Annotated in this window: 22 protein-coding genes; 12 read left to right on the top strand and 10 right to left on the bottom strand. The window is 45.0% G+C overall.

Annotated features, from left to right (window positions below):
- Window positions 1-164 precede the first annotated feature (164 nt).
- The gene (locus tag CRG97_RS05560) at window positions 165-1,118 is read left to right on the top strand and encodes an ABC transporter ATP-binding protein (RefSeq protein WP_098742128.1); all 954 of its coding nucleotides are present in this window, start codon (window positions 165-167) and stop codon (window positions 1,116-1,118) included.
- Window positions 1,087-1,797 carry an ABC transporter permease gene (locus CRG97_RS05555; RefSeq protein WP_098742127.1) on the top strand — a complete coding sequence of 237 codons (711 nt, stop codon included), beginning with the start codon at window positions 1,087-1,089 and terminating at the stop codon, window positions 1,795-1,797. The genes CRG97_RS05560 and CRG97_RS05555 overlap by 32 nt, the downstream gene beginning before the upstream one ends.
- A 445-nt stretch (window positions 1,798-2,242) precedes the next feature.
- Here the strand turns inward: CRG97_RS05555 and CRG97_RS05550 are convergent, their stop codons facing one another.
- Window positions 2,243-2,947, bottom strand: coding sequence for a GAP family protein (locus CRG97_RS05550; RefSeq protein ID WP_098742126.1), 705 nt, complete (start codon window positions 2,945-2,947; stop codon window positions 2,243-2,245).
- Window positions 2,948-3,029: 82 nt separating this feature from the next.
- Here CRG97_RS05550 and CRG97_RS05545 point away from each other — a divergent pair, with 82 nt between their 5' ends.
- On the top strand, window positions 3,030-3,635 hold the full coding sequence (locus CRG97_RS05545) for a TetR/AcrR family transcriptional regulator (RefSeq protein ID WP_098742125.1): 606 nt from the start codon (window positions 3,030-3,032) through the stop codon (window positions 3,633-3,635).
- Window positions 3,636-3,832: 197 nt separating this feature from the next.
- Here the strand turns inward: CRG97_RS05545 and CRG97_RS05540 are convergent, their stop codons facing one another.
- On the bottom strand, window positions 3,833-3,988 hold the full coding sequence (locus CRG97_RS05540) for a hypothetical protein (RefSeq protein WP_237566303.1): 156 nt from the start codon (window positions 3,986-3,988) through the stop codon (window positions 3,833-3,835).
- Between the two features lie 271 nt (window positions 3,989-4,259).
- Between CRG97_RS05540 and CRG97_RS33525 the strand changes: the two genes are divergently transcribed.
- Window positions 4,260-4,373, top strand: a complete 114-nt coding sequence (locus CRG97_RS33525) for a putative holin-like toxin (protein ID WP_237566302.1) — start codon at window positions 4,260-4,262, stop codon at window positions 4,371-4,373.
- 366 nt (window positions 4,374-4,739) lie between these two features.
- Here the strand turns inward: CRG97_RS33525 and CRG97_RS05535 are convergent, their stop codons facing one another.
- Both CRG97_RS05535 and CRG97_RS05530 read right to left on the bottom strand, forming a co-directional pair.
- The gene (locus CRG97_RS05535) at window positions 4,740-5,474 is read right to left on the bottom strand and encodes an SMI1/KNR4 family protein (protein ID WP_098742124.1); all 735 of its coding nucleotides are present in this window, start codon (window positions 5,472-5,474) and stop codon (window positions 4,740-4,742) included.
- Between the two features lie 196 nt (window positions 5,475-5,670).
- On the bottom strand, window positions 5,671-6,051 hold the full coding sequence (locus CRG97_RS05530; RefSeq protein WP_098742123.1) for a hypothetical protein: 381 nt from the start codon (window positions 6,049-6,051) through the stop codon (window positions 5,671-5,673).
- Window positions 6,052-6,265: 214 nt separating this feature from the next.
- Here CRG97_RS05530 and CRG97_RS05525 point away from each other — a divergent pair, with 214 nt between their 5' ends.
- From CRG97_RS05525 to CRG97_RS05495, 7 genes are all read left to right on the top strand, one after another.
- A complete protein-coding gene (locus CRG97_RS05525; RefSeq protein WP_098742122.1) occupies window positions 6,266-7,381 on the top strand; it encodes an RHS repeat domain-containing protein in 1,116 nt (371 codons plus the stop codon).
- Between the two features lie 580 nt (window positions 7,382-7,961).
- Window positions 7,962-8,741 (top strand): aliphatic sulfonate ABC transporter permease SsuC, encoded by a 780-nt coding sequence (gene ssuC / locus CRG97_RS05520; RefSeq protein WP_098742121.1) that lies wholly within the window; start codon window positions 7,962-7,964, stop codon window positions 8,739-8,741.
- Between the two features lie 13 nt (window positions 8,742-8,754).
- Window positions 8,755-9,552 (top strand): ATP-binding cassette domain-containing protein, encoded by a 798-nt coding sequence (locus CRG97_RS05515; RefSeq protein ID WP_098742120.1) that lies wholly within the window; start codon window positions 8,755-8,757, stop codon window positions 9,550-9,552.
- Between the two features lie 227 nt (window positions 9,553-9,779).
- Window positions 9,780-10,796, top strand: a complete 1,017-nt coding sequence (locus CRG97_RS05510) for an ABC transporter substrate-binding protein (protein ID WP_098742119.1) — start codon at window positions 9,780-9,782, stop codon at window positions 10,794-10,796.
- Window positions 10,793-11,581: an ABC transporter substrate-binding protein gene (locus CRG97_RS05505; protein ID WP_237566301.1), complete on the top strand. Its 789-nt coding sequence runs from the start codon at window positions 10,793-10,795 to the stop codon at window positions 11,579-11,581. Before CRG97_RS05510 ends, CRG97_RS05505 begins: the two co-directional genes overlap by 4 nt.
- A gap of 111 nt (window positions 11,582-11,692) precedes the next feature.
- A complete protein-coding gene (locus CRG97_RS05500) occupies window positions 11,693-12,835 on the top strand; it encodes an LLM class flavin-dependent oxidoreductase (protein ID WP_098742118.1) in 1,143 nt (380 codons plus the stop codon).
- Window positions 12,836-12,862: 27 nt separating this feature from the next.
- On the top strand, window positions 12,863-13,849 hold the full coding sequence (locus CRG97_RS05495) for an ABC transporter substrate-binding protein (protein ID WP_098742117.1): 987 nt from the start codon (window positions 12,863-12,865) through the stop codon (window positions 13,847-13,849).
- 252 nt (window positions 13,850-14,101) lie between these two features.
- Here the strand turns inward: CRG97_RS05495 and CRG97_RS05490 are convergent, their stop codons facing one another.
- From CRG97_RS05490 to CRG97_RS05470, 5 genes are all read right to left on the bottom strand, one after another.
- Window positions 14,102-14,386: a hypothetical protein gene (locus CRG97_RS05490; protein WP_098742116.1), complete on the bottom strand. Its 285-nt coding sequence runs from the start codon at window positions 14,384-14,386 to the stop codon at window positions 14,102-14,104.
- Between the two features lie 430 nt (window positions 14,387-14,816).
- The gene (locus CRG97_RS05485) at window positions 14,817-15,851 is read right to left on the bottom strand and encodes a Gfo/Idh/MocA family protein (protein WP_098742115.1); all 1,035 of its coding nucleotides are present in this window, start codon (window positions 15,849-15,851) and stop codon (window positions 14,817-14,819) included.
- A 398-nt stretch (window positions 15,852-16,249) separates the two neighbouring features.
- Window positions 16,250-17,485 carry a family 16 glycosylhydrolase gene (locus tag CRG97_RS05480; protein ID WP_098742114.1) on the bottom strand — a complete coding sequence of 412 codons (1,236 nt, stop codon included), beginning with the start codon at window positions 17,483-17,485 and terminating at the stop codon, window positions 16,250-16,252.
- A gap of 47 nt (window positions 17,486-17,532) precedes the next feature.
- On the bottom strand, window positions 17,533-18,927 hold the full coding sequence (locus CRG97_RS05475; RefSeq protein ID WP_098742113.1) for an ABC transporter substrate-binding protein: 1,395 nt from the start codon (window positions 18,925-18,927) through the stop codon (window positions 17,533-17,535).
- A gap of 236 nt (window positions 18,928-19,163) precedes the next feature.
- On the bottom strand, window positions 19,164-20,147 hold the full coding sequence (locus CRG97_RS05470) for an AraC family transcriptional regulator (protein ID WP_098742112.1): 984 nt from the start codon (window positions 20,145-20,147) through the stop codon (window positions 19,164-19,166).
- Between the two features lie 75 nt (window positions 20,148-20,222).
- Between CRG97_RS05470 and CRG97_RS05465 the strand changes: the two genes are divergently transcribed.
- The gene (locus CRG97_RS05465; RefSeq protein ID WP_098742111.1) at window positions 20,223-21,626 is read left to right on the top strand and encodes an ABC transporter substrate-binding protein; all 1,404 of its coding nucleotides are present in this window, start codon (window positions 20,223-20,225) and stop codon (window positions 21,624-21,626) included.
- Between the two features lie 98 nt (window positions 21,627-21,724).
- On the opposite strand, the gene CRG97_RS05460 is transcribed toward CRG97_RS05465, so the two are convergent.
- A complete protein-coding gene (locus CRG97_RS05460; RefSeq protein ID WP_098742110.1) occupies window positions 21,725-22,636 on the bottom strand; it encodes an AraC family transcriptional regulator in 912 nt (303 codons plus the stop codon).
- Between the last annotated feature and the right edge of the window lie 68 nt (window positions 22,637-22,704).

The following is a 22,704-nucleotide window of genomic DNA, read 5'->3' as shown; positions in this document are numbered from 1 at the left end:
GCCGGCTCTTTTAAGAGATCAGAGAGTATAAACTTCCGAGGCTAAACATCCTGATCTCGCAAAAAAAACTTCCGCTAAATGCGGTCTGTCTTCTTAGAATGTACGTCGATAGACGTTTTTCTTATTGAACGCGTTTAATTGAGGCTACGGGAAGGACTGTTACTATGGAAGATATTATTCGAACTGTTAACCTGACAAAGCAATACGGGAATAAAGTCATTGTAGATCGCGTTTCGATTTCCGTTAAGAAAGGAGAAATCTATGGATTCTTGGGGTTGAACGGTGCAGGGAAAACGACAACCATCCGAGCCCTTCTTGGCATGAGCAAGCCTTCTTCCGGAGAAGTGTATTTGTTCGGTCAGCAATGGACCCACGGGAATTCCGATTTGTCGAGACGGGTAGGTTATATGGTGGAAGTACCTTACGCCTATCCTCATTTTACAGTTAAGGAAAACTTGAATTTGATAGCCAGGTTGCGAGGATTACCGGTTCCAAGGGCAGTTGACGATATAATGAAGCAATTGAAATTGGCTGAATATGCGGAAAGCAAGGCCAAGGATTTGTCACTGGGCAACGCGCAGAAACTTGGTTTGGCCAAAGCGTTAATTCATAAGCCGGACGTTCTGATTCTCGATGAGCCAACCAATGCACTTGATCCCGCCGGAATTGTCGAGATAAGGGAAATGCTGAAAACTCTGGCATCCCAACATGGGGTTACCGTGTTTATATCGAGCCATATCCTCGAGGAAATGTCCAAATTGGCTTCTCGAATCGGCATTATTCACAAAGGCGTGTTGCTGGAAGAACTGACAACAAAAGACTTTGAAACAATTCGCCGTAAGCAGTTGATGATCGGAACGAAGGATGCTCGGAAAGCTCAAGCTATTCTTTCAGACTCCGGGTATGCGGTACATTCGACTTCGAATAACTGCTTTGTGCTACCGGATGATCATGCCGTGAAGCATCCCGAAGATATTGCAAGATTGCTTGCTCATCATGAAGTGCCGCTCACCATGCTGAAAGTTGAAGAAGAGAATTTGGAGCGTTATTTTCTCAAAGTAATCGGGGTTGAGGAGGAAAAACCGAATGAGACGATTGTTGACAGCCTGCAGCGTTGAGATTTACAAATTGCGTCGATCCTTTGTTTTATGGGGCACGCTTCTGTTTATCTTGTTCGTCACCACGTTGTTCCTGGGACAGCCCGATTGGCCTTCCTATTTTGAAAAGATTGCGTTTTTGTATGCATCCGTGTTTGGGCTGATGGGATTTGGATTGATAACAAGCTGGACATTTGGCCGTGAGTATTCCGATCGGACACTCAAGGATTTGCTCATTTTGCCAATATCGCGCGGCAACATAGCGATTGCTAAATATGTCGCAATTGTATTCTGGTGTTTTGTGATGATGTTGATCAGCTTTGCTTACGCCGTAATACTGGGTTTTGTTTCTGGACTGCCTGGATTCTCGTTTGCGAGTGTACAACATTATTTGTTCCTAATACTTACAATTGGCGCTCTCCACCTATTAATAAGCGCACCTCTTGCACTGTTGGCCTGCATATCGCGCGGTTATCTGGTGCCGATCGGCTTTGCGTTTACAACTTTGATGCTGGCATTGGTATTCGGATCTACTGCCATTGGCACTTATCTGCCTTGGTCTGTACCTGCGTTGCATCTACAGGAAAGCGGAGTCGCATCATTTCCCTTGGCGGGTATTAGTTATTTTCTGGTATTTTTAATAGGACTGGTAGGCTTCATTGGGACAGTTAAATGGTTGCAAAACAGGGAGCAACGATGATTTACGAGGAAGACTTCTGCATAGAAATCCATTTGGAAGGAGATTATTCACGCTCAAAGTGCCTTCTAACCCTTTGAAAATCACAATCGAAAAAATAAGGAATATTTAAAAGCTCTGATCTCCCTATGTAGGAGGTCAGTTTTTTTGTAAACGAATGTGTAAAAAAGCATGCTTTTAGGGACAAAAATAATCCGTGTCACGCTGCTTCGCTTGCAGCGATCTTGTTGAATAAATTGCTGCCGAGTGCTAAGTAAGTTTTAGAGCGAGGCCATTGGAGTTGTATATAGGCTAAACGGGGCTGCCCTCAAAGAGACTATGTTTGTCGTAGACTTTGGGGGTGGCTTTTTATATATAGGTGTTAGTGATCAAATCGTATAAGCTATCATTTAGATTTCAAATTTGCATAAATGCAGACTTCCGATATCAGCAACGAATCCGGTATAGGCTATTGAGCCAAATTCTCTAAAATGGACCTTAGACCCAAATGAAAAAAGATCCCCCCAGCGCCTCCAAGAACCCATAGAAACGCATTCGAATTCATAAGGCGATTCTTGAATTTTTGCAGCTTTTTCTCTGTTTTTTCGGGGTAGAGCTTATACCAGAACAGTAGAAGGAGCGATGGCAGCACCATCAGCATGTTGTACACAGCCAGTGTCGGGAGCCAAACGGACAGCGATAATTTGTTATATGTCATTAATCCCAACATCCCCCAATAAGGGAGCGCCTGCGTAACCTCTAGAAAGAAAACAACAATCGCTGCAATGATAATAGCTTTCACGCTCCATTCACTGCCGATTTTTTGGAAGATGCGTGCGTACATGTTGCTGCCTTTGTTTTTCGTCAGTTTCGGCCAGGCAAAACTCAAATAGATGAACACCAAACCGATGACCAGCAGAACCGTTCCTACGAATAGGCTCTCCTTTAGCTGATTGAAAACATCAATGACCGATTCGATTCCAAGCATGAAGATAATGCCTAATAAAAAATAGCTTCCCTGTGTAATAAGCAAAAAAATGGAAAGCCGGTTGATCTTCTTTTCTGATTTCATTAGCATTAAATAAGCGGTTGCCCCCAGGATTCCCGGAGCTAATGTATCTATTAAAGCGAGTCCTAAAAAAATTCCCCATAATGCGAATAAATGGAGTTCCATAAACACATCTCCTTTTTTAATACATTTGACTTAATAAAATCATAATAATACAATTGACTTAAAATAACAAGGAGGCTCACATATGCCTAAAATGGTTAATCACGACGAACGGAAAGTACTCATTGCAGAAGCAGCCTTCCGAACCATCAAACATTATGGCATAGAAAATACAACGTTACGAAAAGTTGCCGAAGAAGCAGGGTTCTCTTTGGGCTCCATCCAATATTATTTCCCTACCCAACGCGATCTTTTTATATTCTCTATGGAAGTGATCGAACAACGGGCCTTGGAACGGATCGTGGGTTCTGTTCAAGATGGGGACCCTGCTTTGGAAGGGGTCGTTAGCATGTTGAAACCGTTCATACCTTCAAGCGACCAAGATCAAAGAGTGGAGATCGAGAGCTGGCTAAGCCTCTCGCTAATAGCTTTAAAAGAGCCGGAATTGGGGCAGATCAGCCTGAATCTTCACCAGAAAACTTTGGAATTTATGATTCTTGTGATTACGATTCTGCAAAATAACGGTTTGATGAATGATGGTATCCATGTTGATTCGGAAGCAAAAAACTTATTCGCTTTTATTGACGGACTGACACTCCAAGCGATTCTATACCCTGGGATTTACGACAATGAAATGATTGAGAATCGGATTGAACATTATGTACGAAACATCTGCGACAGAAAACGCTAAGTGTTGAATATACTGCATGACGGTATCGCCGAGCATCAAAAAAAGCAGTCCAAAACTGAAATACAGTCTGGCCTGCTTTTTTGGATTCAACATCGTATAACGAACACTTTTATTTTCGATTCACTTTACTTTTAAATCCTGTGATTAAAACATCTAGACACTCCACATGTGTCGAGTGCTGAGCGTAGCACATTACATTAAAAGAGAAACCGCAACGTAGCAAGCACAACAGATACAATCGCAATGCCAATCAAAACAGCAACTTCAAAGCCATATTCCGTAATTGGCGCTTCTGTCCACGTCTCCCGCAGCAGTTGAACGACGTAATAGAGCGGGAGTATTTTCGCTGCCATATTGAAGAACCGTCGGCATCATCTCCAGGGATTCTTGTTTCAGAAGGATACATATTTCATAGGGAATCCGTTGGATTAGCTGCAGGGAGAGCTTTTTGTTAGATGAATGGACTACACTTGGTTGGACAGAAGAATTATGGGCCAGCATAAAAAACAAAGCTTGAGAGAGCGATACAATAGGCGCGCTTCGTCCATTATGGTATAATTAACCATAACAACAGAATGGCTAATATGGGCGGTCGGCTAGTCTCCCGGAAGGGAGGTGATGCCTGTGGAGGTTAAGGATGCTCTGACATTAATGATCCAATTCGGTTCGCTGCTTGTCACGCTGGTCGGGTTGGTCGTAACCATTGTCTTGGCATTGAACCAAAACAAAAAGAAATAGGCCGCCCGTAGATGGGATAACGACCTATTTCTTGTCCCTATAACTGCCTACCGCCCTTAAAAGCGGCTGTTGTTAGGAGTGAGGATGTTAGCAGCATCCTCACTTCACTTTATTATATACATATTGTACCATAATATTACCCAGTATTGTAAACACAGAAAAGTTCGAGTTATTCAAAGACGTGTGAGCACCAAAGATAGCCGGGAAGAATCCTAGTAGACTCCCATCCCCTGAATTTGAAGTCCATCTCTACCATCCCTTCGTTTTATCACCCCACGAATTGCGAAGTGTAACCGTGAATTTTACATCCGGCAATATGTTAATGATTTGCTTCATCCGTCCGCCTCCTTCTTACTCCCAATTCCATTAATGCCCTGACAGATTCGTTCGAAATGCAGGCAAGTTGGTTGCTTTCCCCATCTCCCTCAGCAACTTCTCCAAACTAGTCTGCTCAAAAGACGCCAGATATACGGCCAGCGGGTCATCCGCCTCCTCTTCCGATCCGGAGAGTTCAAACACAATTAGAACTTCGTCCTTCACATAGATTTTCCATGCATTCAGCTCTGACCCCTCGTCTATCTCATGCTCCCGCTCCAGACCTATGCATCTGCAATAGTCGGACAAGCTCCACATGCCCTCATCGAAAATGGCCCAATACGGAAGCCGATCCTCAACGCCTAACTGAACGAGTGCCTTACCAGCGAGAAAACGTTGAAGTGATCGATTTTCCAGCTGCCAGTCGGGGGAGTTCCACGCGCAGAGATAGACCGGTGGATCCTCTTGTTCCAGCTCCTGAATGCGGATCCCGCAATAGATCACGGACTCCTCCACTTGATAGAAGACCAGGAATGCCTTGTCTGTCGTAAAAAAAGTGTCATCGGGAATGAACACCTCCTGCATCGGTAGCGGTTCATATTGATTATTGCACCCCTGGGTGAAATACGGGGAATGTCCCAAAATCTTATAATAATCCCGCAGGACAGTCGGCAACGGAAAGCCCAGGCTCTGTTCCTTGGCCTGAATATCCGCTTCCGGAATGCCGTGAGCCTCCTTATGATGCTCTCCCAATATACGGAGAAGTCCTTCAATCGTCGCTTCCATTAATTTGAGTTAACCTCCTCGACGTCTACATCCTTTAATCAAGCTTCCGGAACTCCCTACACAACGAATCCAATCTAGTTTGTTCAATTCTTTTTAATCCGTGCTCGTTAACGTTCAAAGTTCAAAATAATATTAGACACTCTTGTCCCCACACATTTCATGTCATATAAGATTCGCCCTGATTACCACGTAAGGATCACGAATTTAATAAGGTTGAGGCTGAGACCTTTTTCCAGCCCTCAAGTCCAATTAAATTTAGTATTCGTTCTTTCTCTGAAGCATCATATTTTTCTGTGTCTTTTTTAAGACTCCCTTCAAATTCCTTCATGTACTGCTCATTGCTCGTATCAGTAACGTACATATAATAGACATCTTGAATGGTATCTCCGTTACGAAATTGATACTGAAAAACATACATTTGTTTTATTTCTTGGGCATTAGGCAACTCTTCAGGCTCCCCACTCTGTGCCCATTGTGCAGCAGTCTTTAGCAAATCAGGATCACTTTGTACATTGATCAGTTCAGGTTGTACGCGACTGGAGTCATTACGGTACATATAAATATTTACGATATCCAATTTTCCAGACTCTTCTTCTATTCGATCCTGGTTTCTTGACGAACAGGAAGTTATGATCAAAGCAACAAGAACAACGCATAACAAAACTTTTTTTAAGTTAATATGAATCACCCCTATAAAATTTTTTTGAATGAAGGAAGGATTTCCCATAAAAAAGAAGAATATGTAATTTGTATTAGTATTATACCATATTTAGCCAAAAGGAGTTGGGATTTTGAAGAAGTTATTTTTATCGGTCGTTGCCTTAGTCCTATTGATGCCAAATCTAGCATCAGCTGATCAAATCGCTGTACCACAACAAGAAAAGCTATCCTCTATTAATCAGATCAAGGAATACGTTTTGACAAGCAGAGACGTGAACGTTATGTTGTATGATGAAAACGGGAATATTATTAATGAATTCCATAGTGATGGGAATGTTGTTGATTACCAGTATGATGCAACCGGCAAAATGATATCTTCAACAGATTCGTATAACGGAATGCAGATCTATGAGCTTGACGAAGAAACTAATTCTCTAAGTATTAAAACATATGCAAACTCAGCTTTTGTAAATGAAAAGAAACTTGTTAGTGAAAATGAGCTTCCATTAGATATATCAGAAGACAATACTATTCCCAATCCCATAGTTCCCTTTGCATATGAAAGCACAGTTATTTCAGGAGTTAATATGAATACTCTAATAACAGATGCTGATTTTATCAATTCTTCAACCATGAGCTCATCAGCTATTCAGAAATTTTTTGAGGACAGAGGCTCAATATTGAAAAATGTTGTTTTAATCTATTATTTAGATTCGAGTGGCAAACCATATTTTAATGGTCATACCATTAATGCGGCTTCAGCTATTAGTTCAGCTGCCACAACAAACGGAGTTAATTCCAAGGTTATACTGGCAACACTGCAAAAGGAATCTTCTCTAATTTCTGCTACACCAGGGTCCGTTGATTATAGCTCTCGACGGTTTTATTATGCAATGGGTTATGGAGCAACCGATTCTGGTGATGATCGATCAAAAGGCGGATTTAATTATCAAATTTCTGGTGGGACACAAACTCTTAAAAATCGTTATACCCAATCACCATCATCTGGATACCCAATAAAGCTACCTGATGGCACTGTTACAAGTATTAATTTTGGTAAATCTGTAACATCCGGCGGAGTTACATATAAAAACTATGTTTGGGTAGATAATAGAGCCACCTATTCTCTTTACCGTTATACACCACACACCATCGACACTTCGCTTTTACCAAGTATCGGGGGTGGAAATTACCTTTTTGTTAAAATTGCAACTGGTTGGTGGGGCTCATCATCACCTTGGAGATGATTTTTAATAATCTGGAATAATTCAAACTCAATATTTAGGTGTCACTCTATTTCCGGCAAATTCTAAAAATCTTCCCAAACTAGTTCTCTTCTGCACTGTACCATGGCAAACTTACTACTCACTGAACGATAATGCGGAAATACTTTCGTCCTTTCCGAGCAAAGTGATCGGGACATTTTTCAGTTAGAATTCTCAGTGCAAACGATAAACAGGCGATAATTTCTCAGGAAACAAAAAAAATCCTGACCCCCGCTTTAAGCGGGGGGTTCTGCATTCATATGGTTCACTTTTTATTCACTTACGTTAATTCAGTGCTATTGGTCGAATACACATCTTGCATTGTGTTCTCCGAACTACGAGAATAAACTCAGTACGGACAGATCTTTGCTTTTTCGAAATTCCGGTTGACGAAACTAAAATCGAGAAGTATAATCAAATCCATATTAAACTTATAGGAATTATTAAACATTAAGATGCCGACCATTCAAATGGAGGTCACAGCTTCAGCAGATATTCTGCTGGAGTTGTGGCCTTTTATTTTTGATCATCCTATTTTTGAAAGCTAGGTGAAGTTGAAGTGATGAGAAAGTTCATGTCCAATCCGTTGATCGGAAAATGCATGCCTTGGGTTCTCCCCATCTTACTAATCGTTGTGTGGTCCATATTATCCAATCTCGATGTGATATCCAGGAAGATCCTTCCCCTGCCTCAAGACGTTTTATTTTCTTTCAAGGATTTGCTGTTGTCAGGAGAATTAATTGAACATATCTCCATCAGTTTTCAAAGAGCATTCATAGGTTTCTTAATCGGCGGGGGGATCGGTCTTGTACTGGGCTTTATGAACGGCTTGTCGTCCATCGCTGAAAAATTGTTAGATACAACGATTCAAATGGTACGCAATGTTCCTCATCTGGCGATGATTCCACTAGTCGTTCTATGGTTTGGCATTGGCGAGGAGTCGAAAATATTTTTGGTCGCGATCGGCGTGGTATTCCCGGTCTACATCAATACCCTGCACGGCATCCGCTCCGTGGACAACGGATTGATCGAAATGGGGAACGTATACGGGCTACGCTACGCTTCACTCTTCTGGAAGATCGTTCTGCCTGGCGCACTGCCTTCCATTCTAGTAGGACTCCGCTATGCATTAGGCATTATGTGGTTGACCCTAATCGTATCCGAAACGATTGCTACGAATTCGGGCATCGGCTTTCTAGCCATGAATGCAAGAGAATACATGCAAACCGATATCATTCTGCTTACCATTTTGCTTTATGCCTTATTTGGAAAGCTGGCCGATTCCATCGCTAAGCTATTAGAGAAGCGGTTCTTACAATGGAACCCGAATTATCAAAAGTAAGCTCTGAAAGGATGTGTCGACCCTGAATCCCTCTACCCATGGTGTACACCTACGTATATCCAGATTACAGAAAAGCTTTGGCGAACAGACTGTGCTTCGAGGCATTGAGCTAGACGTGAAGCCAGGAGAGTTCATTGCCATCATCGGGCGAAGCGGCTGCGGGAAAAGCACGTTATTGCGCGTGATCGCCGGATTGGAACCATCCACGTCGGGAGGAATATGGATCAATGACCATCCGGTTCATCATGTACATACCGAAACTCGGATGATGTTTCAAGACGCCAGGCTGTTGCCCTGGAATAAGGTCATCGATAATGTAGCGATCGGACTTCGAAAAGAAGACCGTCATAAAGCCGAAGCCGCTTTAGAGCAGGTTGGACTCGGTGCTCGGGCCAATGAATGGCCGTCCGTGCTGTCCGGCGGTCAGAAACAACGAGTCGCCTTAGCAAGAGCGCTCGCCAGCCATCCCAAATTATTGTTGCTCGATGAACCTTTAGGAGCGCTGGATGCATTGACCCGCATCGAAATGCAGCAATTAATCGAATCGTTGTGGAAGCAGCAGCAATTTACGACCGTCTTGATTACCCACGATGTCGAAGAGGCTGTCGTCTTGGCCGATCGCGTAGTACTCATTGAGGAAGGCCGGATCGCGATGGATCGAATTGTCCCCTTCTCACGTCCGCGTCAACGGGGAAATGCCGAAGTGGCAGCATTCATCGATAACATCCTTAAACGGGTCATGGGCGTAACCGAAATGGAAAGCCGAAATGAAGCAGAAGACCTCCCCTATCCCTTAAAGAAAGGGTCATAGATTCTAACATAAGCCCGCTTGTAAGGCTTAATGGATAACCATTTCTTGAAGGAGGTGGATCAAAAGCGAGCGATGACAGGACGTGAAACCGTAAGAAAAAAGTCTATCGACGTACTCTCAAAGAAGACAGACCGCGTTTAGCGGTAGTTTTTCTTGCGATATCAGGCAGCAGATCCTCCGAAGTTTATACTTTCTGATATCGTAAAAAAAGAAAGGAGCCCTGAAGCATGCCTAACATCGATAACCCGCAAAAAAACGCTAAGGAAATCATCATTACACGCTGCCCGGTTCCGACAGCAGCCAGTTTGGCTCTTGACCTAGGGCTGCTTCATCAGGAGCTTGAGAAGTCCGGATGTACGGCGGCGGAACTAACGAGAGACACCCGTCAAGCTTTGCCTGATGCGCATTTTAATCACACCTTGCCTTTCCTGGTGCGGGAAGGAGGAAACATTCCGGCTTTATGGGCGCGATCAACCGGGAGCGATACGCGGCTTATCGGACTAAGCTGGGTCGATGAATATCAAGCCATCCTTACCCTTCCTGACTCGGATATTCAGGGGCCTGGCGATTTGCGCGGAAGACGAATCGGGATTCCTCGTCATCGTTATTTAGAGATTGATTTTCGAGCTGCTCAAGCGCTTCGCGGTTTTCATAATGCGCTCTCGCTGGCGAATCTTACGCTGGATGACGTCAACATCGTGCATCTTGAAGCGGTTCGTGAAGGAAGAAGGGATTCGTGGAATACCGAAATCGAGGCGCTGCAGCGACGTGAGATCGATGCCGTTTTTGTCAAAGGAGCTACCGGGCTTGAGGCCGCCCGTACGGTCGCCGCGAAGGAAGTGATCGAACTTGGGTTCCATCCGGATCCGCTAGTGCGAGTCAACAACGGCGTGCCCAGAACCGTGACGGTCGATACGGCGTTGACGGAGCAGGAACATGTCGTGGAACAGATTCTCGCTTCTCTGCTTCGCGCTGCGGATTGGTCCAAAGATCATCCCGATGATTTCATTCGGGTCGTTACGAAGGAAACCGGCGCTTCATCCGAATATGTAGCCTCCGCTTATCGTAATATTTCGCTTCGACCGGCACTACGCGATGATTATTTAACGGCGCTTGATGCCCAAAGCAGGTTCCTGTTCGAGCATGGTTTCCTCCCGAATCCCGTGAACGTATGGGATTGGATTCTTCCAGAACCGTTAGCCGCGGCTGAACAAAACATTGCCAAAGGAGTGTCCCTCACATGACTCAAAGTAAAGCAGACGTAACCATCGGCGTTCATCCTAATAATCATTCGTTATTTGTATTGCGCCGCTTGGGCTTTTTAGAAGAGATTCTTAAAGACCTTAACGCATCCGTTGCCTGGATCGATTACACCGATGGAGCGAAGACGCCTCTGCGGATCGCTTCCGGAGAAATCGACCTCGGAGGTACAGGGTCTACGCCGCCGTTAACCGCGCAGGCTTCGGATATCGATATTGTGTACGTTGCAGTATCCAATCCACGTACAGCTAGCGGAGCCTTAGTCGTTCGCAAAGCAACGCCGGTGCAATCCGTTACGGAATTGAAAGGTTTGCGTGTTGCGCTTTCCGAAGGGTCATGGCATACAAGTTTTCTGGCAACCGCGCTAGATAAGGAAGGCCTTCTTTATGATGATGTCGTTCGAGTTGATATAGGCAATGATGGGGCGAATGCATTGCTGGCCGGAAACGTGGAGGCTTGGGTCGGCAACGATCCGCAGCTTACGGAGCTGCATAACAAAGGGCTCATTCGTACGCTGGTGCCGCTTGAATCCCATATCTCTCATCGTTCCGTATGGTTTGCCAGCCGAGAGTTTGCGACGAATCGGCCGCAATTGCTCAAGGCCGTAGTCGAAGCTCTGCAGCAAGCCGATACATGGATTCAAGAAAATACGCGCGAAGCGGCGGAGCTTTTTGCCCGAGACTTGCCCAATGGCCTTCCGTGGATTCATGGGAAGCCGCGCTTCGGCGGAGACCTTGGGGGCTGCAGCCGATTACGGAAGAATTCATAACTGAACAACAGCGGGTTGCCGATCTTTTAGCACGCCAGCACGTTTTGCCCAAAGAAATAGTCGTTTCAGAGGCGGTTTTACCTGTCCCCGTAGAAATTGGAGGAGAATAAAGTGGCAGCAAATGAAAAGAACGTTGAGGTGTATTGGTATTTAACAGCGCCGGATGGCCGGAGCCCATGGTCAACGGATGGTGCGCGCAAAATTGATTTGCCTTACCTAAGGCAGATTGCCTCGGCTGTAGACCAATTAGGGTTTACCGGCGCATTGCTGGCAACGGGTCCGCATGATACGTGGGTGCTTGGATCATCCCTCATTTCCAGCACGAACAACATGCGTTTTCTGATCGCTGTTCATCCACCGTTGATTTCGCCCGTGCTGGCCGCGAAAATGACGCAAACCTTCGATGATTTTTCCGGAGGACGTGTATTATTAAACATCGTGAACGGAAATACGGCCCAAATGCGCGCCTATGGTTCAACGCTTGGGCATGATGAACGTTATGCTTACACGGATGAATGGATTGAAGTATGGAAACAAGCGGTGGCCGGAGAAAGCCTTGATTTCCATGGCAAGTATATCACGGCTGAAGGCAAAGCCTTACAGCTGACCTCCACGCAGAAGCCAACGCCGCCTCTGTGGTTCGGCGGATCGTCGCAAGCGGCTCACCTCACGGCGGCCAAGCATATCGATACGTACCTGAGCTGGGGAGAAACGCCTCCGCAAGTGGCTGAAAAAATTCAAGATCTTCAAGCTTTAGCTGCCGAGCAAGGCCGTACCATGCGATATGGCATCCGGTTATATCTGATCGTTCGCGATACGGACGAAGAAGCTTGGCAAGAAGCGGATCGGCTGCTCAGGACAATGGATCGGCAAACGGTGGAACATATGCAAACCATCCTTCGAAATAGCGATTCAGTGGGACAGCAGCGCATGCTTCGCAATCACAACGGCCAAATTCCTGAAGACCCTCGGGAGCTTGAAATTTATCCGGATTTGTGGGCCGGGATGAGTCTGGTAAGACCAGGTCCGGGTACAACGATCGTTGGCAGTCCGGCAACCGTTCTGGCGCGTTTGAAAGAGTATCAAGATGCGGGCATTTCAACCTTTATTTTCTCCGGTGTTCCGCTGCTTGAAGAAGCTTACCGTGTAGGAGAATACATCCTGCCCCATCTACGCATTGACCGTCAGGCCGTAACGACGCCGAAGCAAGAAGAACAGGAGAAAGTCTTCACTTGGGCTCACAACATCCACTAAATGATCAGGCAAAAAGGGAAGTGTCCTATGCGAAAAATAAGCTTTCAATTACTATTAGTATTTCTGTTAGTTACGTTATCGGCTTGTGGTAAAGCCGGTCAAGCGAAACAAGCCAATGCTGAGGATGAGGCCGTACCCGTACGTCTCGGCATACTGCGCAGTGCCCAGCCATTAAGTTTATCTGAAGAAGGCGGCCCCCTCTATAAAAGACTGGAAGCAGCCGGAGCGAGCATTGAAAAAACCGGCGGTTTTGCCGCCATGTCTCCAGCGATCGAAGCGTTAAACGCGGATTCCATCGATATTACGATCGGCTCGATTACGGCAGCCATCAGTGCCCTTGTCGGAGGCTCATCGGAATTCACCATTTTTACCAAGCAGCAAGGCGATCTTCATAATCAAGGCATTGTGGCCAAGCCGGAAGCGGGCATTAAGGGTCCTTCCGACCTTCGAGGTAAGAAGATAGCTGTAAACCGTGGCGGCACGGGCGAATACCTACTATACAAAGCGCTAGAGAAAGGCGGACTCGATGCAAGCGAAGTCGAAATCGTTTATCTTCCGCCAACGGAAGCGGGACCTGCCTTTGAGAGCGGGCAAGTCGACGCTTGGGCGACATGGGGTTCGTTTACGGCCGTTGCGCTCGTCGACTTCGATGCAGAGCTGGTCATTTCCGCAGGCGACATCGAATCCGACAATGATACGGTGTATATTGTGCGAAATGGCTTCCTGAAGGAGCATCCTGAACTCGTGTATGAAGTGTTCGAAGGCTTGAATGAAGAGTCCGCGCTTCTGTCCAAAGACGTGGATCACACCGTCCAATTAATTCAAGATATCCAAGGTGTCTCCGATCCCGTCGCTCGTCAACAACTAGAAGGCTCTTTATTCCCGTTTGACCCGATTGATGACACTGTCCGCCAACGTTGGCAAGAGGTGGCCGATTATATGTTTGAAAAAGGGATTATTCCAAATGAAGTTGATGTCCTATCCAATACGGTAGATGTGACGACGTTGAAGTGAACCCGCTTGGGCTAAGAGGATAGGAAACCGTCGGACGAAAGGTAAAAGTCTAGTTGATGCAACCCTTCGAGGGCACGAGGTCTATTAGAGACTTGGTGTCCTCTTTTTCTGTTTTAACGCTTGTCTTAGAATTGAACCCAAACAAAAAGAAATAGGCCGCCAGCGGATGGGATAGCGACCTATTTCTAGTCCCTGTAACTACCCAGAGCCTTTAAATAGCCCCATCTCATCGGTTATTGGGCCATAAATCACTCACTTGAATGTATATACAACAGAACCTACTTGAATATCCTTTGCTGTTATATTCTTACCGATAGAAATACCTATGTTTTTTTTATTTGCCATCGAAGTTGAAATCTGTATCGATTGAACTTCTTGTATAGTTTCATGATCATCATGTTTTAAGATGATCCGATCCTCTATCATCAATTCAATTTCGGGATACGATAAGGAATCAAGTTCAGGATTTATACCTACTAAGATCGTCGCCTCCTCTTTGTGATCAAATGCGAGACTAACCGTCATAATTTTATCCATCTATATAAACTCCTTTACCTTTCATCAATATATAATTTATCTTTTACATCTCGCCACTTCAAACCTCCATGATGCAATCTAGTAATTTCATCCCTTACCGTAATTTTCAAGGATATGTTCCGGCAGTAGCTAGAAAGAACAGACCGTTTGTCTCGTCCACCTTCGAAATCCGATTTTATTGATGGTGAGCATTTTCGTCTTAAAGAACATGGTTAAGCAAAATAATAGGCCGTAGACTTTACCCTCTACGGCCTTTCCCATAACTACCACACTACTCCAAACTATTAAACTCATTCATACGTGCAAGTTTTACAAGATCAGACTTCGGTAATCCGAGTTCTCTCAATTTTGTCCTGCAATAATACCGCGTTGAATACCTTCACCAAAGGGACGCCAACTGAGATGGCGCCCTTGTTTTGCCATTCGCCCATCAAGGCGTTACAATAAATCCCACCTCTTGTCTGTCCCCCATCAAGTGAGGCCTTACATCCGTAAAGCCCTCACCCGACTTACGCAGGGCTTCCAAAATAACCTGAGCGTTATACCCATCGTAGAAATCATAAATGAGACCGGACTCTCCATGTAAAATCTGAATGATTTGCTTCAGGATCGGCAGCGGGCTGACGAGGTCGTCCACAGGTACTGACTGCAGATGGGTATCCTTGCCGCTTCGGTACAGATTGCACCAGTTCTCCAATGCCAAGGTTCCTTCCTCACCGTGGACTACCAGGGAGACACGCTCATCCCCTTCCCGTTGGTCGGTTCCCGACAGACGAATCTCGATATCATTATGTAATCTGAGAACGGCCTGGACACGGCTTTCGGACTGATTCGAATCCGGCGGAAACTCGATCTCGCTCTTCACATGCGTAATCGGTCCGAACACCTGCTGGATCATCTGGATCCAGTGAATGCCAACCTCCAGAAGATATCCGCCCTGCTGTCTTGACGTAATCCAAGGATTCTGCTGCCAGGCCCTGGGCCACTGCGGAAACTCCAGGTACAGATCCATGCTTTGGATCTGGCCGATCACCTGCTCCTCAAGCAATCCCTGCAGCTTCAGAACGGCCGGGTCAAGCGGAAGCGAGAAATGAACCGCATGGAGCCTATTTGCCTTCTCGGCCAGCTCCACCAGACTCCGGGCTTCGGTCAGGCTGTTCGCCAGCGGCTTCTCGCAGAAGACATGGATGCCTTTCTCAAATGCGATCCGGGCCACGTCATAATGCAGGGACGGCGGAACCGCGATATACACCAGGTCAAGCGTTACCTCGTCCAGCAGCTGGCAATAGTCGGTGTACAGCCGTGGACCAATCCCTGCTTCTGCGACTTCCCGGAGCAGACTGGATTCATCACTGTCGCAAACGGCGACTAGCTCGATCTTCTCCGTATATTGCGGCAGTAAGCGGTGAATCATATGCCGTCCCATGTGCCCTAAGCCGATGACGGCCATTTTTTGTTTGTTCATCCTGTTCTCCTATTCATTCGCGATTGAATTTTTCCATTGAATGCCACGTCCCTTATTATAGTTCAAGGTGTTGCTGCCCGTACACTCAGATATGCGGAAACGGTACTACTCCGTTGTTCCTTTGGACCAGAACGCTTGGCCTTTTTTTGTATGCTGTCAGCTGTTTAAACCATTTTTTCAAAACTTTTTCTCAACTTCTTCTTCGCTCGCTGAACTCGTTTTTTACAAGCCTCTACAAAAATTCCCATTTCTTTAGCCGCCTCCAACATCGAGTACTTATCCAGAGCACTCTGGGGCATTTGCGATGATTCTAAGGAGGAAAAAACGCAATTCCACTCATGACTGAAGTCACGAGTGTCCTTACTCAAAGCATGAAAAAAGAGCTATGGCCACCAACACTACGCCTTTGTGCTCAAATAGACAGCTATGTCCTGGATAAGATACGTTCCTGCTTCTTGACTCCCATTGAAGGCTTGAATAACCAATCGAATCGACTTAGCCTGCTCTACTTGGGCAAACCTGACTTCGTGCGTATCTAACTCATCCTCACGTTGGCTCCATGCGACCTGCCCTGACTCCCCCACTTTACGCCAATCGGTTACACCATCTGGAGATACTTCAATATCCCACTGTGTCGGACCTTGCTTCAATCCAGCTCGTGTCGTTAACGATACCGTATCAAATGCTTGCGGTTCCATCCAATCCAAATAAATATAGTGAGGTAATGACTCTTCCGGTTTGCTGATTAAAGCGGTATTCGAATCGCCGTCATTGATATAACATATATGCGACTGTGCATTATACAAATCTCCCCAGGTAATATCGTTACCTACACCGCTAATGGCAAACCGGGCGAGATTGCCTTCTTTGCCTTCCAGCGGAGTGAGCTCCATAGGCATCCCTTCACGCTTATACACCCTTAAATAATCTACGAGGAACTCCTTCGGATACGGAATGGATCGATCCAGGTCGCCAATCCATCCCCCATCGCCATCATTAATCTGGAGCAATGTAACCATCGGATAATCCGGTGACTGATCGATTTCCCAATATAGCTCATGATCCAGGTAGAACTTCATACCGGATTCATCCCACTCAAAGCCGTATACGTGAAAATCTTCAGATAAGTCTACATCTGTACGATACGGAATATGGGCGTACTTCAACTTCGTATCACGTAATGAATGAAGGGTCGTATTCAGTAAACGCGTATCTTTGCCTAACATTTCAAAAATGTCGATTTCAGCATTTTGCTCCTTCTCATTTTCGAACCCGATCATCCACCAAGCTGAATTAAGCCCGCTCCCTTTCGCCACCTTCGCACGTACCTCGAAGTAACCATATTTCGTCACAAGGTTCATGAAGGCACGATCATGATGGTTTAGTCCGAGATCATCACCGTAACGGTGTAGTCCATCTCGCATCCCCGTAACAATAGCGGATACGCGCTTATGCTCATCAGGCAGTTGTAAAACGATACAACTATCACGTAATTGATAGGTCGCCTCTGCTTCATCTAACGTCTTCCAATGGGATAACCCGTAGGGTGAGAACTTCGTCTGGTCGAGCGTTTCCCCATCAAATTCTTCATGAAATACGAGGGTCCAGCCTTCCTTATGCAACATATCTGTCATGATTTTACTCGCTCCTATTCCGTACGTCTATTTTGTCTGAAACTCTCTTACTCTTTATTCTTGGCATCCTTAATCTTGATCGCTGATTCCTCTTCAAGCACCCGAATAAACTCTGGGATGTTCATGTCCGAGGTCGCAAACTTTTGCATAGCCCCATTCAAATCAACGTATTTATCCCACACACTTGCTCTAGCAGGAGGGAGCGCAAACTGATTTTGGAACATCGCCATTACATTTTTGCCTTGATGATCTGGATTGTCGGCACCAAACTGTTTGCGAATTTCCACATCGGATGCAGCCGGGATCGTGCCTTTTCTTGTAGCCTTCGTTTGATTCTCTATTGAAATAATGGCTTGAAGTACTTGCAGCGCTGCTTCTTTATTCTCGCTATACGGGTTAATTACGGTAGGCGCCGTATGAACCGCTGGAGCCGTTTGTGGGATGTCGGACCAGGATGGAACCGGCAGAATGTCCATGTCTTTCTTGAATTCTGCTCTTTCCTCCGGGGTCTCCCCTCCAAACCAAGTCAGGAAACCATGCCAGTTGATTTCCATCGCAGCTGTTTTTTGCATAAACTTATCCGGTTCTTCCGGATTGTAGATGCCTGGGATACTATATATTTTTTTCATCAGTTCCATATATTTCGTAAACTTCGGATCTTTAGACAATAACAATTCCCCGGTATCAGGATCTGTCAATGTTATAGATAGTTGTAAGAGAGCAGCATCCACCGTATCCGAGCCGAACTCCAATCCTACGTATTGATTTCCATCACGGGTACCTGTCGTTTTCTTAGCAAGGTCAATGATTTCATCCCAAGTCATGTTGTCTTTCGGATAAGGAACACCGAATAAGTCGAATACTTCTTTATTGTAGAAGAGACCATAAATCCCTCCATTGCCCGTCAATCCGATCAACCGTCCTTCAGGGTCTTGGGAACGAATCAGGGCTATGAACGAAGGGTCAACGGTGCTCAAATCGATCCCATACTCCACTACCATCTCATCTAGCGGCTGTACCATATCGAGATCGAGCAGCACATCCACCCCAAGGTTGGGCGTTAGTAAGTCAACCACCGTCCCAGAGCTGTTAATCTCCTGGATCCCTTCAGCCGTTCCATTCCAATCGACATATTCAAATGTAATATGGGGAACAAGCTCCTTCATATCTTGAACAAAATTGTTCTGGAAATTTTCTTCGCCCCATTGGGTTGCTACCTTTAACGTAACAGGTTCATTCGAGAATTGTTTCACTTCTACAGGCTTGGGCTTCTCTTCTTGCTCTTCTATATTCGCATTCGTTCCCTCTGTTGACTCTGTTGTATCCGGCTTATCACTTGCTGCTTCACCGCCTCCTCCTGATGAACATGCCCCCAGAACGAGGAGGAACAAGAGACACATCATTAACAGCAGGCCTAGACTTTTCCGACTACTTTTTTTCATACATAACCCCTCCTACTTCATCAAATCCATAATACCGATGTGAAAAGAATGAATTAAATGAATCCAAAAGCCATTCGATCCGGACTTCTTACATTTTAATAGGCTAATACTGAATTGAACTTGAACTCCACTAGACCTCGGAAGCGTTTTCAAATCGATCTAATTCATAGTTTACTCGGCAAACCCTTGGAAGTATTTAGCCCAGAGTAACACTTTTATAACAAAAATCCCCCCTGTTAATCTTCTAGGGGGGAGACGATATCGAGTGACGATATGAGTGTTGCATTAAACTGACTTAGGCTGATTCCCATTCGTTTTTTGAACATTCGACTAAATGAATGCAGTTCCGTATATCCGACCTGGTTCGCAATCTCACTGATCGTAAGATCAGTTTCAAGCGCAAGCTGCTTTGCCTTCTCTATACGAATCATAGCCAGGTAATCAGACGGTGTCATACCGTAACACTTGCGAAATTGCCGTATAATATAATTTCTGCTCAGCCCCGTCATCTCGCTTAACGTATCTAAACGAATCCTCATACTATAATTTTCTTTAATGTAATTACAGATTTTCACCATTTTCGGATTGATTTTCGTGGTTAGCTTTGCTGCTCCATCCACAGGGTTAGCCAAATCATGCAATATTTGCAGCAATAGTCCTTGCGCAAGCATATTGCTTGACAAGGTATGCTGCTGGATTGCCTGAATTAAGGGGATGAGTTTGCCTAGTAATGATCCATCTGGATCGCGCCCCCTAATGTAGTCATTTCCAAACATGAATTCTATAGGTGACTTTGACATTCCAAAATGAAATGAAATGGTTATTCCCACGTATGGCTCGTTTCTAGATGGTTGCAATGAACGAACAGCACCGGGTCGAATGATGTAAATATCCCCTTTTCCAAGCGGACACTTAACGCCATTCATAATATTATCTGCCTTCCCATCGACTCCATATAGAAGCTGGTATTGACTAATCTGTTGAGGTATCATAAACCAACCCGCTGGAGGTTTGTACATATGGGCAAGCGTTATATACGGTGGGTAATAGAATTGATCCTGCAATAAGGGGATCGTTTCCTCTGGATTCAAGACTGGAAGCTTATCATACATCACGATTTCACCTTCTTCACATATTGGCTGATAATCAGCAAAATAGTCCAACAAGTGCGCAAAGCTATGCAGAGACTCCATCTCTTTTTCAATATAGAATGAAGGCATCCGGATTTCCACTTATGCATCGAATGGAACCCACCTTGGCAAACGCTTACATTCAAATGAATTGGAGGTCTCTACATGAAATTGGTAAAGAAAAGCTGGACCATTCTTTTACTATTTGTGATGTTATGCACCCTTGTCATCGCTTGTGGAAATACGAACGAACACGATGCAATCAATAAAGAAGTTAGCTCGGTAGAAGAGAGCCCGGCACCGAACCAAGAAACCAATGTAACCGAGGCGTCGAAAGACTTGCCGCCAGTAGAAGGAACACCCACGGACCCTGTTACAGTAACTGTGGCATTTCCGTGGGGAGAAGAAATATTTAATAATCGATTCCAAGAGATTGATGAGAAGCTGCCCAATGTAAATATAGAAATGGTGGCATGTGAGTGTAAATCCGCGTCGCTGCAGGAGTTGTTTGCAAGCGGAATCAATCCTGATATTATTTTTCCGAACCATGGGATTAGTGAAATAGAACATTTAGACGTCATATATCCGCTTGATGAATTAGCAAAAAGCCACGATTTCGATATCCATTCGTTAAATCCAAGTCTCGTCTCCTATATTCGATCACTAGATTCTGAGGGAAGGTTAATCGGTATTCCTGATGGAACAGGCTATCTGTCCCTCTTCTACAATAAGGAGATATTTGATTTATTCGGCGTGCCTTACCCTACAGAGACGATGACTTGGGACCAGGCATTCGACTTGGCTAAAAAAATGACAGGACAGCGCAATGGTGTTTCTTATCTCGGACTTGAACTCGGCGGCTATGGGAACACAGGGGATGGCGCCGCAGTACCGCTCAATGAACTTGCAGTGAATAAGACAGATCCGGACACAGGCGAAGTGCTCATTACGAAAGATCCTGCATTTACGAAATATTTAGAACTGATGAAGAAGTATTATAGTATACCGGGTGTAAGATCTGAAGAAGCGAAGAACGCCGATTTATTCGGGCAAAAACAAGCTGCAATGACCGTTACTTGGACCGCATACTTCGTTCATGGAAATCCGTTTGAAGATGTAGAATATTTAAAGGACAAAATAGCGATGCTGTCTGTGCCTGTATGGGCGGATCAACCAACGATTGGCCCTGTTTTAGGGACTACACCGATGGTCATTTCCAGCTCCAGCGAACATAAAGATGCGGCATTCAGCGTGTTGAAGGAATATGTATCTGTTCCGAATCAGACGAAAATCGCTCAATCGATGGCATCCGGCCCTGTGCTTACCGAGGTTGCCGATCAGTATGGTTCCGGAATAGATAATTATGCTGGGCAAGATGTCACTTCTGTGTTTAAGCTAACTCCAGCAACCCATAGTGGCAGACAAAGCTTATGGGATCAATTTGTCAAACTTGACCTCGCAAAGTTTGCTGATTCCGATATGAATGTACAGGAATTTCTAAGAATTACGAAAGAAGAAGGCGAAGCAGCAGTTGCAGAGGCCAGAACACAACTAGAAAACACGAAATAGTAATACACGAACGATGTGATCCCCTTTAAGTAGATACTCAAACCATCTCTTGCGAAGAGAGATGAGTGAAGTGAACTTGGAGGGGATATGTTGTTTGACTAGTTGAGTTCAGTGGATCCATGTAAACCTTGCGCCGCTTGTTTACGGAATTCGGAAGGCGAGCACAGCCTATATTTTCTAAATACTCTGTTAAAATAGTTAATATTATTAAATCCCACCCGGTGAGCAATTTGTGTAATGGGTAAACTAGAATTCATAATCATCTCCTCCCCTTTTCTAATTCGGCATAGATTAACATACTCTACAAACGTTTGTCCGGTTATCTTTTTAAACGTCCTACAGAAATGATAAGGGCTCATCCTAGCGAGCTTCGAAATATCGTTCAGTGTGAACTGCTCTCCGTAATGTTCTTCTACATACATCATGACGTCACGAAGTTCCTCGATCCTTCTTCGGTTTACTCCTTCCGCTTTACTGTTACTAACCTCATAACCATATACTCGTGTCAGTGTCACGATAAGCCGATAGAGATAGGATTTGATGACCAATTCGTATCCACTCTTTTTCGATTTATATTCAGCAGCAATATTTAGAATCAATTCTTTCAAGTCATTATAGTTATCATCCTCAGCTCGTAAACATCGGGGAAATGACAGCTTCCCATTCAATAACGGTTCATGAACGATGTGCATCGATTCCGCAGTTAACAGAATGGATTTATTGATTAAAACCGCATAATATTCCGGAACTTCTTCCTTCTCCATTAAGTACGCCCCATGAATTTGGCCTTCTTCAATCAAGATTATATCCCCTTCTTCTCCCACATACGAATAGCCTTCTATAAAAAGCTGCATCCGACCTTTTACGACGAAGATAATCTCCATAACCTGATCATGCCAGTGAGAGGAGAACAGGGCATTGCCATAGGGCTGTGCTTGAAACAGATTAAACGGAAGATAGTTGCTGATTAGGTAAGCCGGTACATTCGTGGGTGCTGCAAATGATGACATGGGACATTCTCCTTTCAAAGCGTCAAGAACCTGAGACGCTGACCTCAGGTTCTTAACAACATACTTAT

It is taken from the genome of Paenibacillus sp. EZ-K15, assembly GCF_002573715.1.
GTDB lineage: Bacteria > Bacillota > Bacilli > Paenibacillales > Paenibacillaceae > Paenibacillus_AQ.
This window is presented reverse-complemented; position numbering and strand designations above follow the sequence as displayed.

Coding starts and splice junctions, on each gene's coding strand:
- CRG97_RS05560 (WP_098742128.1), top strand. CDS start 165: ATGGAAGATATTATTCGAACTGTTAACCTGACAAAGCAATACGGGAAT.
- CRG97_RS05555 (WP_098742127.1), top strand. CDS start 1,087: ATGAGACGATTGTTGACAGCCTGCAGCGTTGAGATTTACAAATTGCGT.
- CRG97_RS05550 (WP_098742126.1), bottom strand. CDS start 2,947: ATGGAACTCCATTTATTCGCATTATGGGGAATTTTTTTAGGACTCGCT.
- CRG97_RS05545 (WP_098742125.1), top strand. CDS start 3,030: ATGCCTAAAATGGTTAATCACGACGAACGGAAAGTACTCATTGCAGAA.
- CRG97_RS05540 (WP_237566303.1), bottom strand. CDS start 3,988: ATGGCAGCGAAAATACTCCCGCTCTATTACGTCGTTCAACTGCTGCGG.
- CRG97_RS05535 (WP_098742124.1), bottom strand. CDS start 5,474: ATGGAAGCGACGATTGAAGGACTTCTCCGTATATTGGGAGAGCATCAT.
- ssuC (WP_098742121.1), top strand. CDS start 7,962: ATGAGAAAGTTCATGTCCAATCCGTTGATCGGAAAATGCATGCCTTGG.
- CRG97_RS05510 (WP_098742119.1), top strand. CDS start 9,780: ATGCCTAACATCGATAACCCGCAAAAAAACGCTAAGGAAATCATCATT.
- CRG97_RS05505 (WP_237566301.1), top strand. CDS start 10,793: ATGACTCAAAGTAAAGCAGACGTAACCATCGGCGTTCATCCTAATAAT.
- CRG97_RS05495 (WP_098742117.1), top strand. CDS start 12,863: ATGCGAAAAATAAGCTTTCAATTACTATTAGTATTTCTGTTAGTTACG.
- CRG97_RS05490 (WP_098742116.1), bottom strand. CDS start 14,386: ATGGATAAAATTATGACGGTTAGTCTCGCATTTGATCACAAAGAGGAG.
- CRG97_RS05485 (WP_098742115.1), bottom strand. CDS start 15,851: ATGAACAAACAAAAAATGGCCGTCATCGGCTTAGGGCACATGGGACGG.
- CRG97_RS05480 (WP_098742114.1), bottom strand. CDS start 17,485: ATGACAGATATGTTGCATAAGGAAGGCTGGACCCTCGTATTTCATGAA.
- CRG97_RS05475 (WP_098742113.1), bottom strand. CDS start 18,927: ATGAAAAAAAGTAGTCGGAAAAGTCTAGGCCTGCTGTTAATGATGTGT.
- CRG97_RS05470 (WP_098742112.1), bottom strand. CDS start 20,147: ATGCCTTCATTCTATATTGAAAAAGAGATGGAGTCTCTGCATAGCTTT.
- CRG97_RS05465 (WP_098742111.1), top strand. CDS start 20,223: ATGAAATTGGTAAAGAAAAGCTGGACCATTCTTTTACTATTTGTGATG.
- CRG97_RS05460 (WP_098742110.1), bottom strand. CDS start 22,636: ATGTCATCATTTGCAGCACCCACGAATGTACCGGCTTACCTAATCAGC.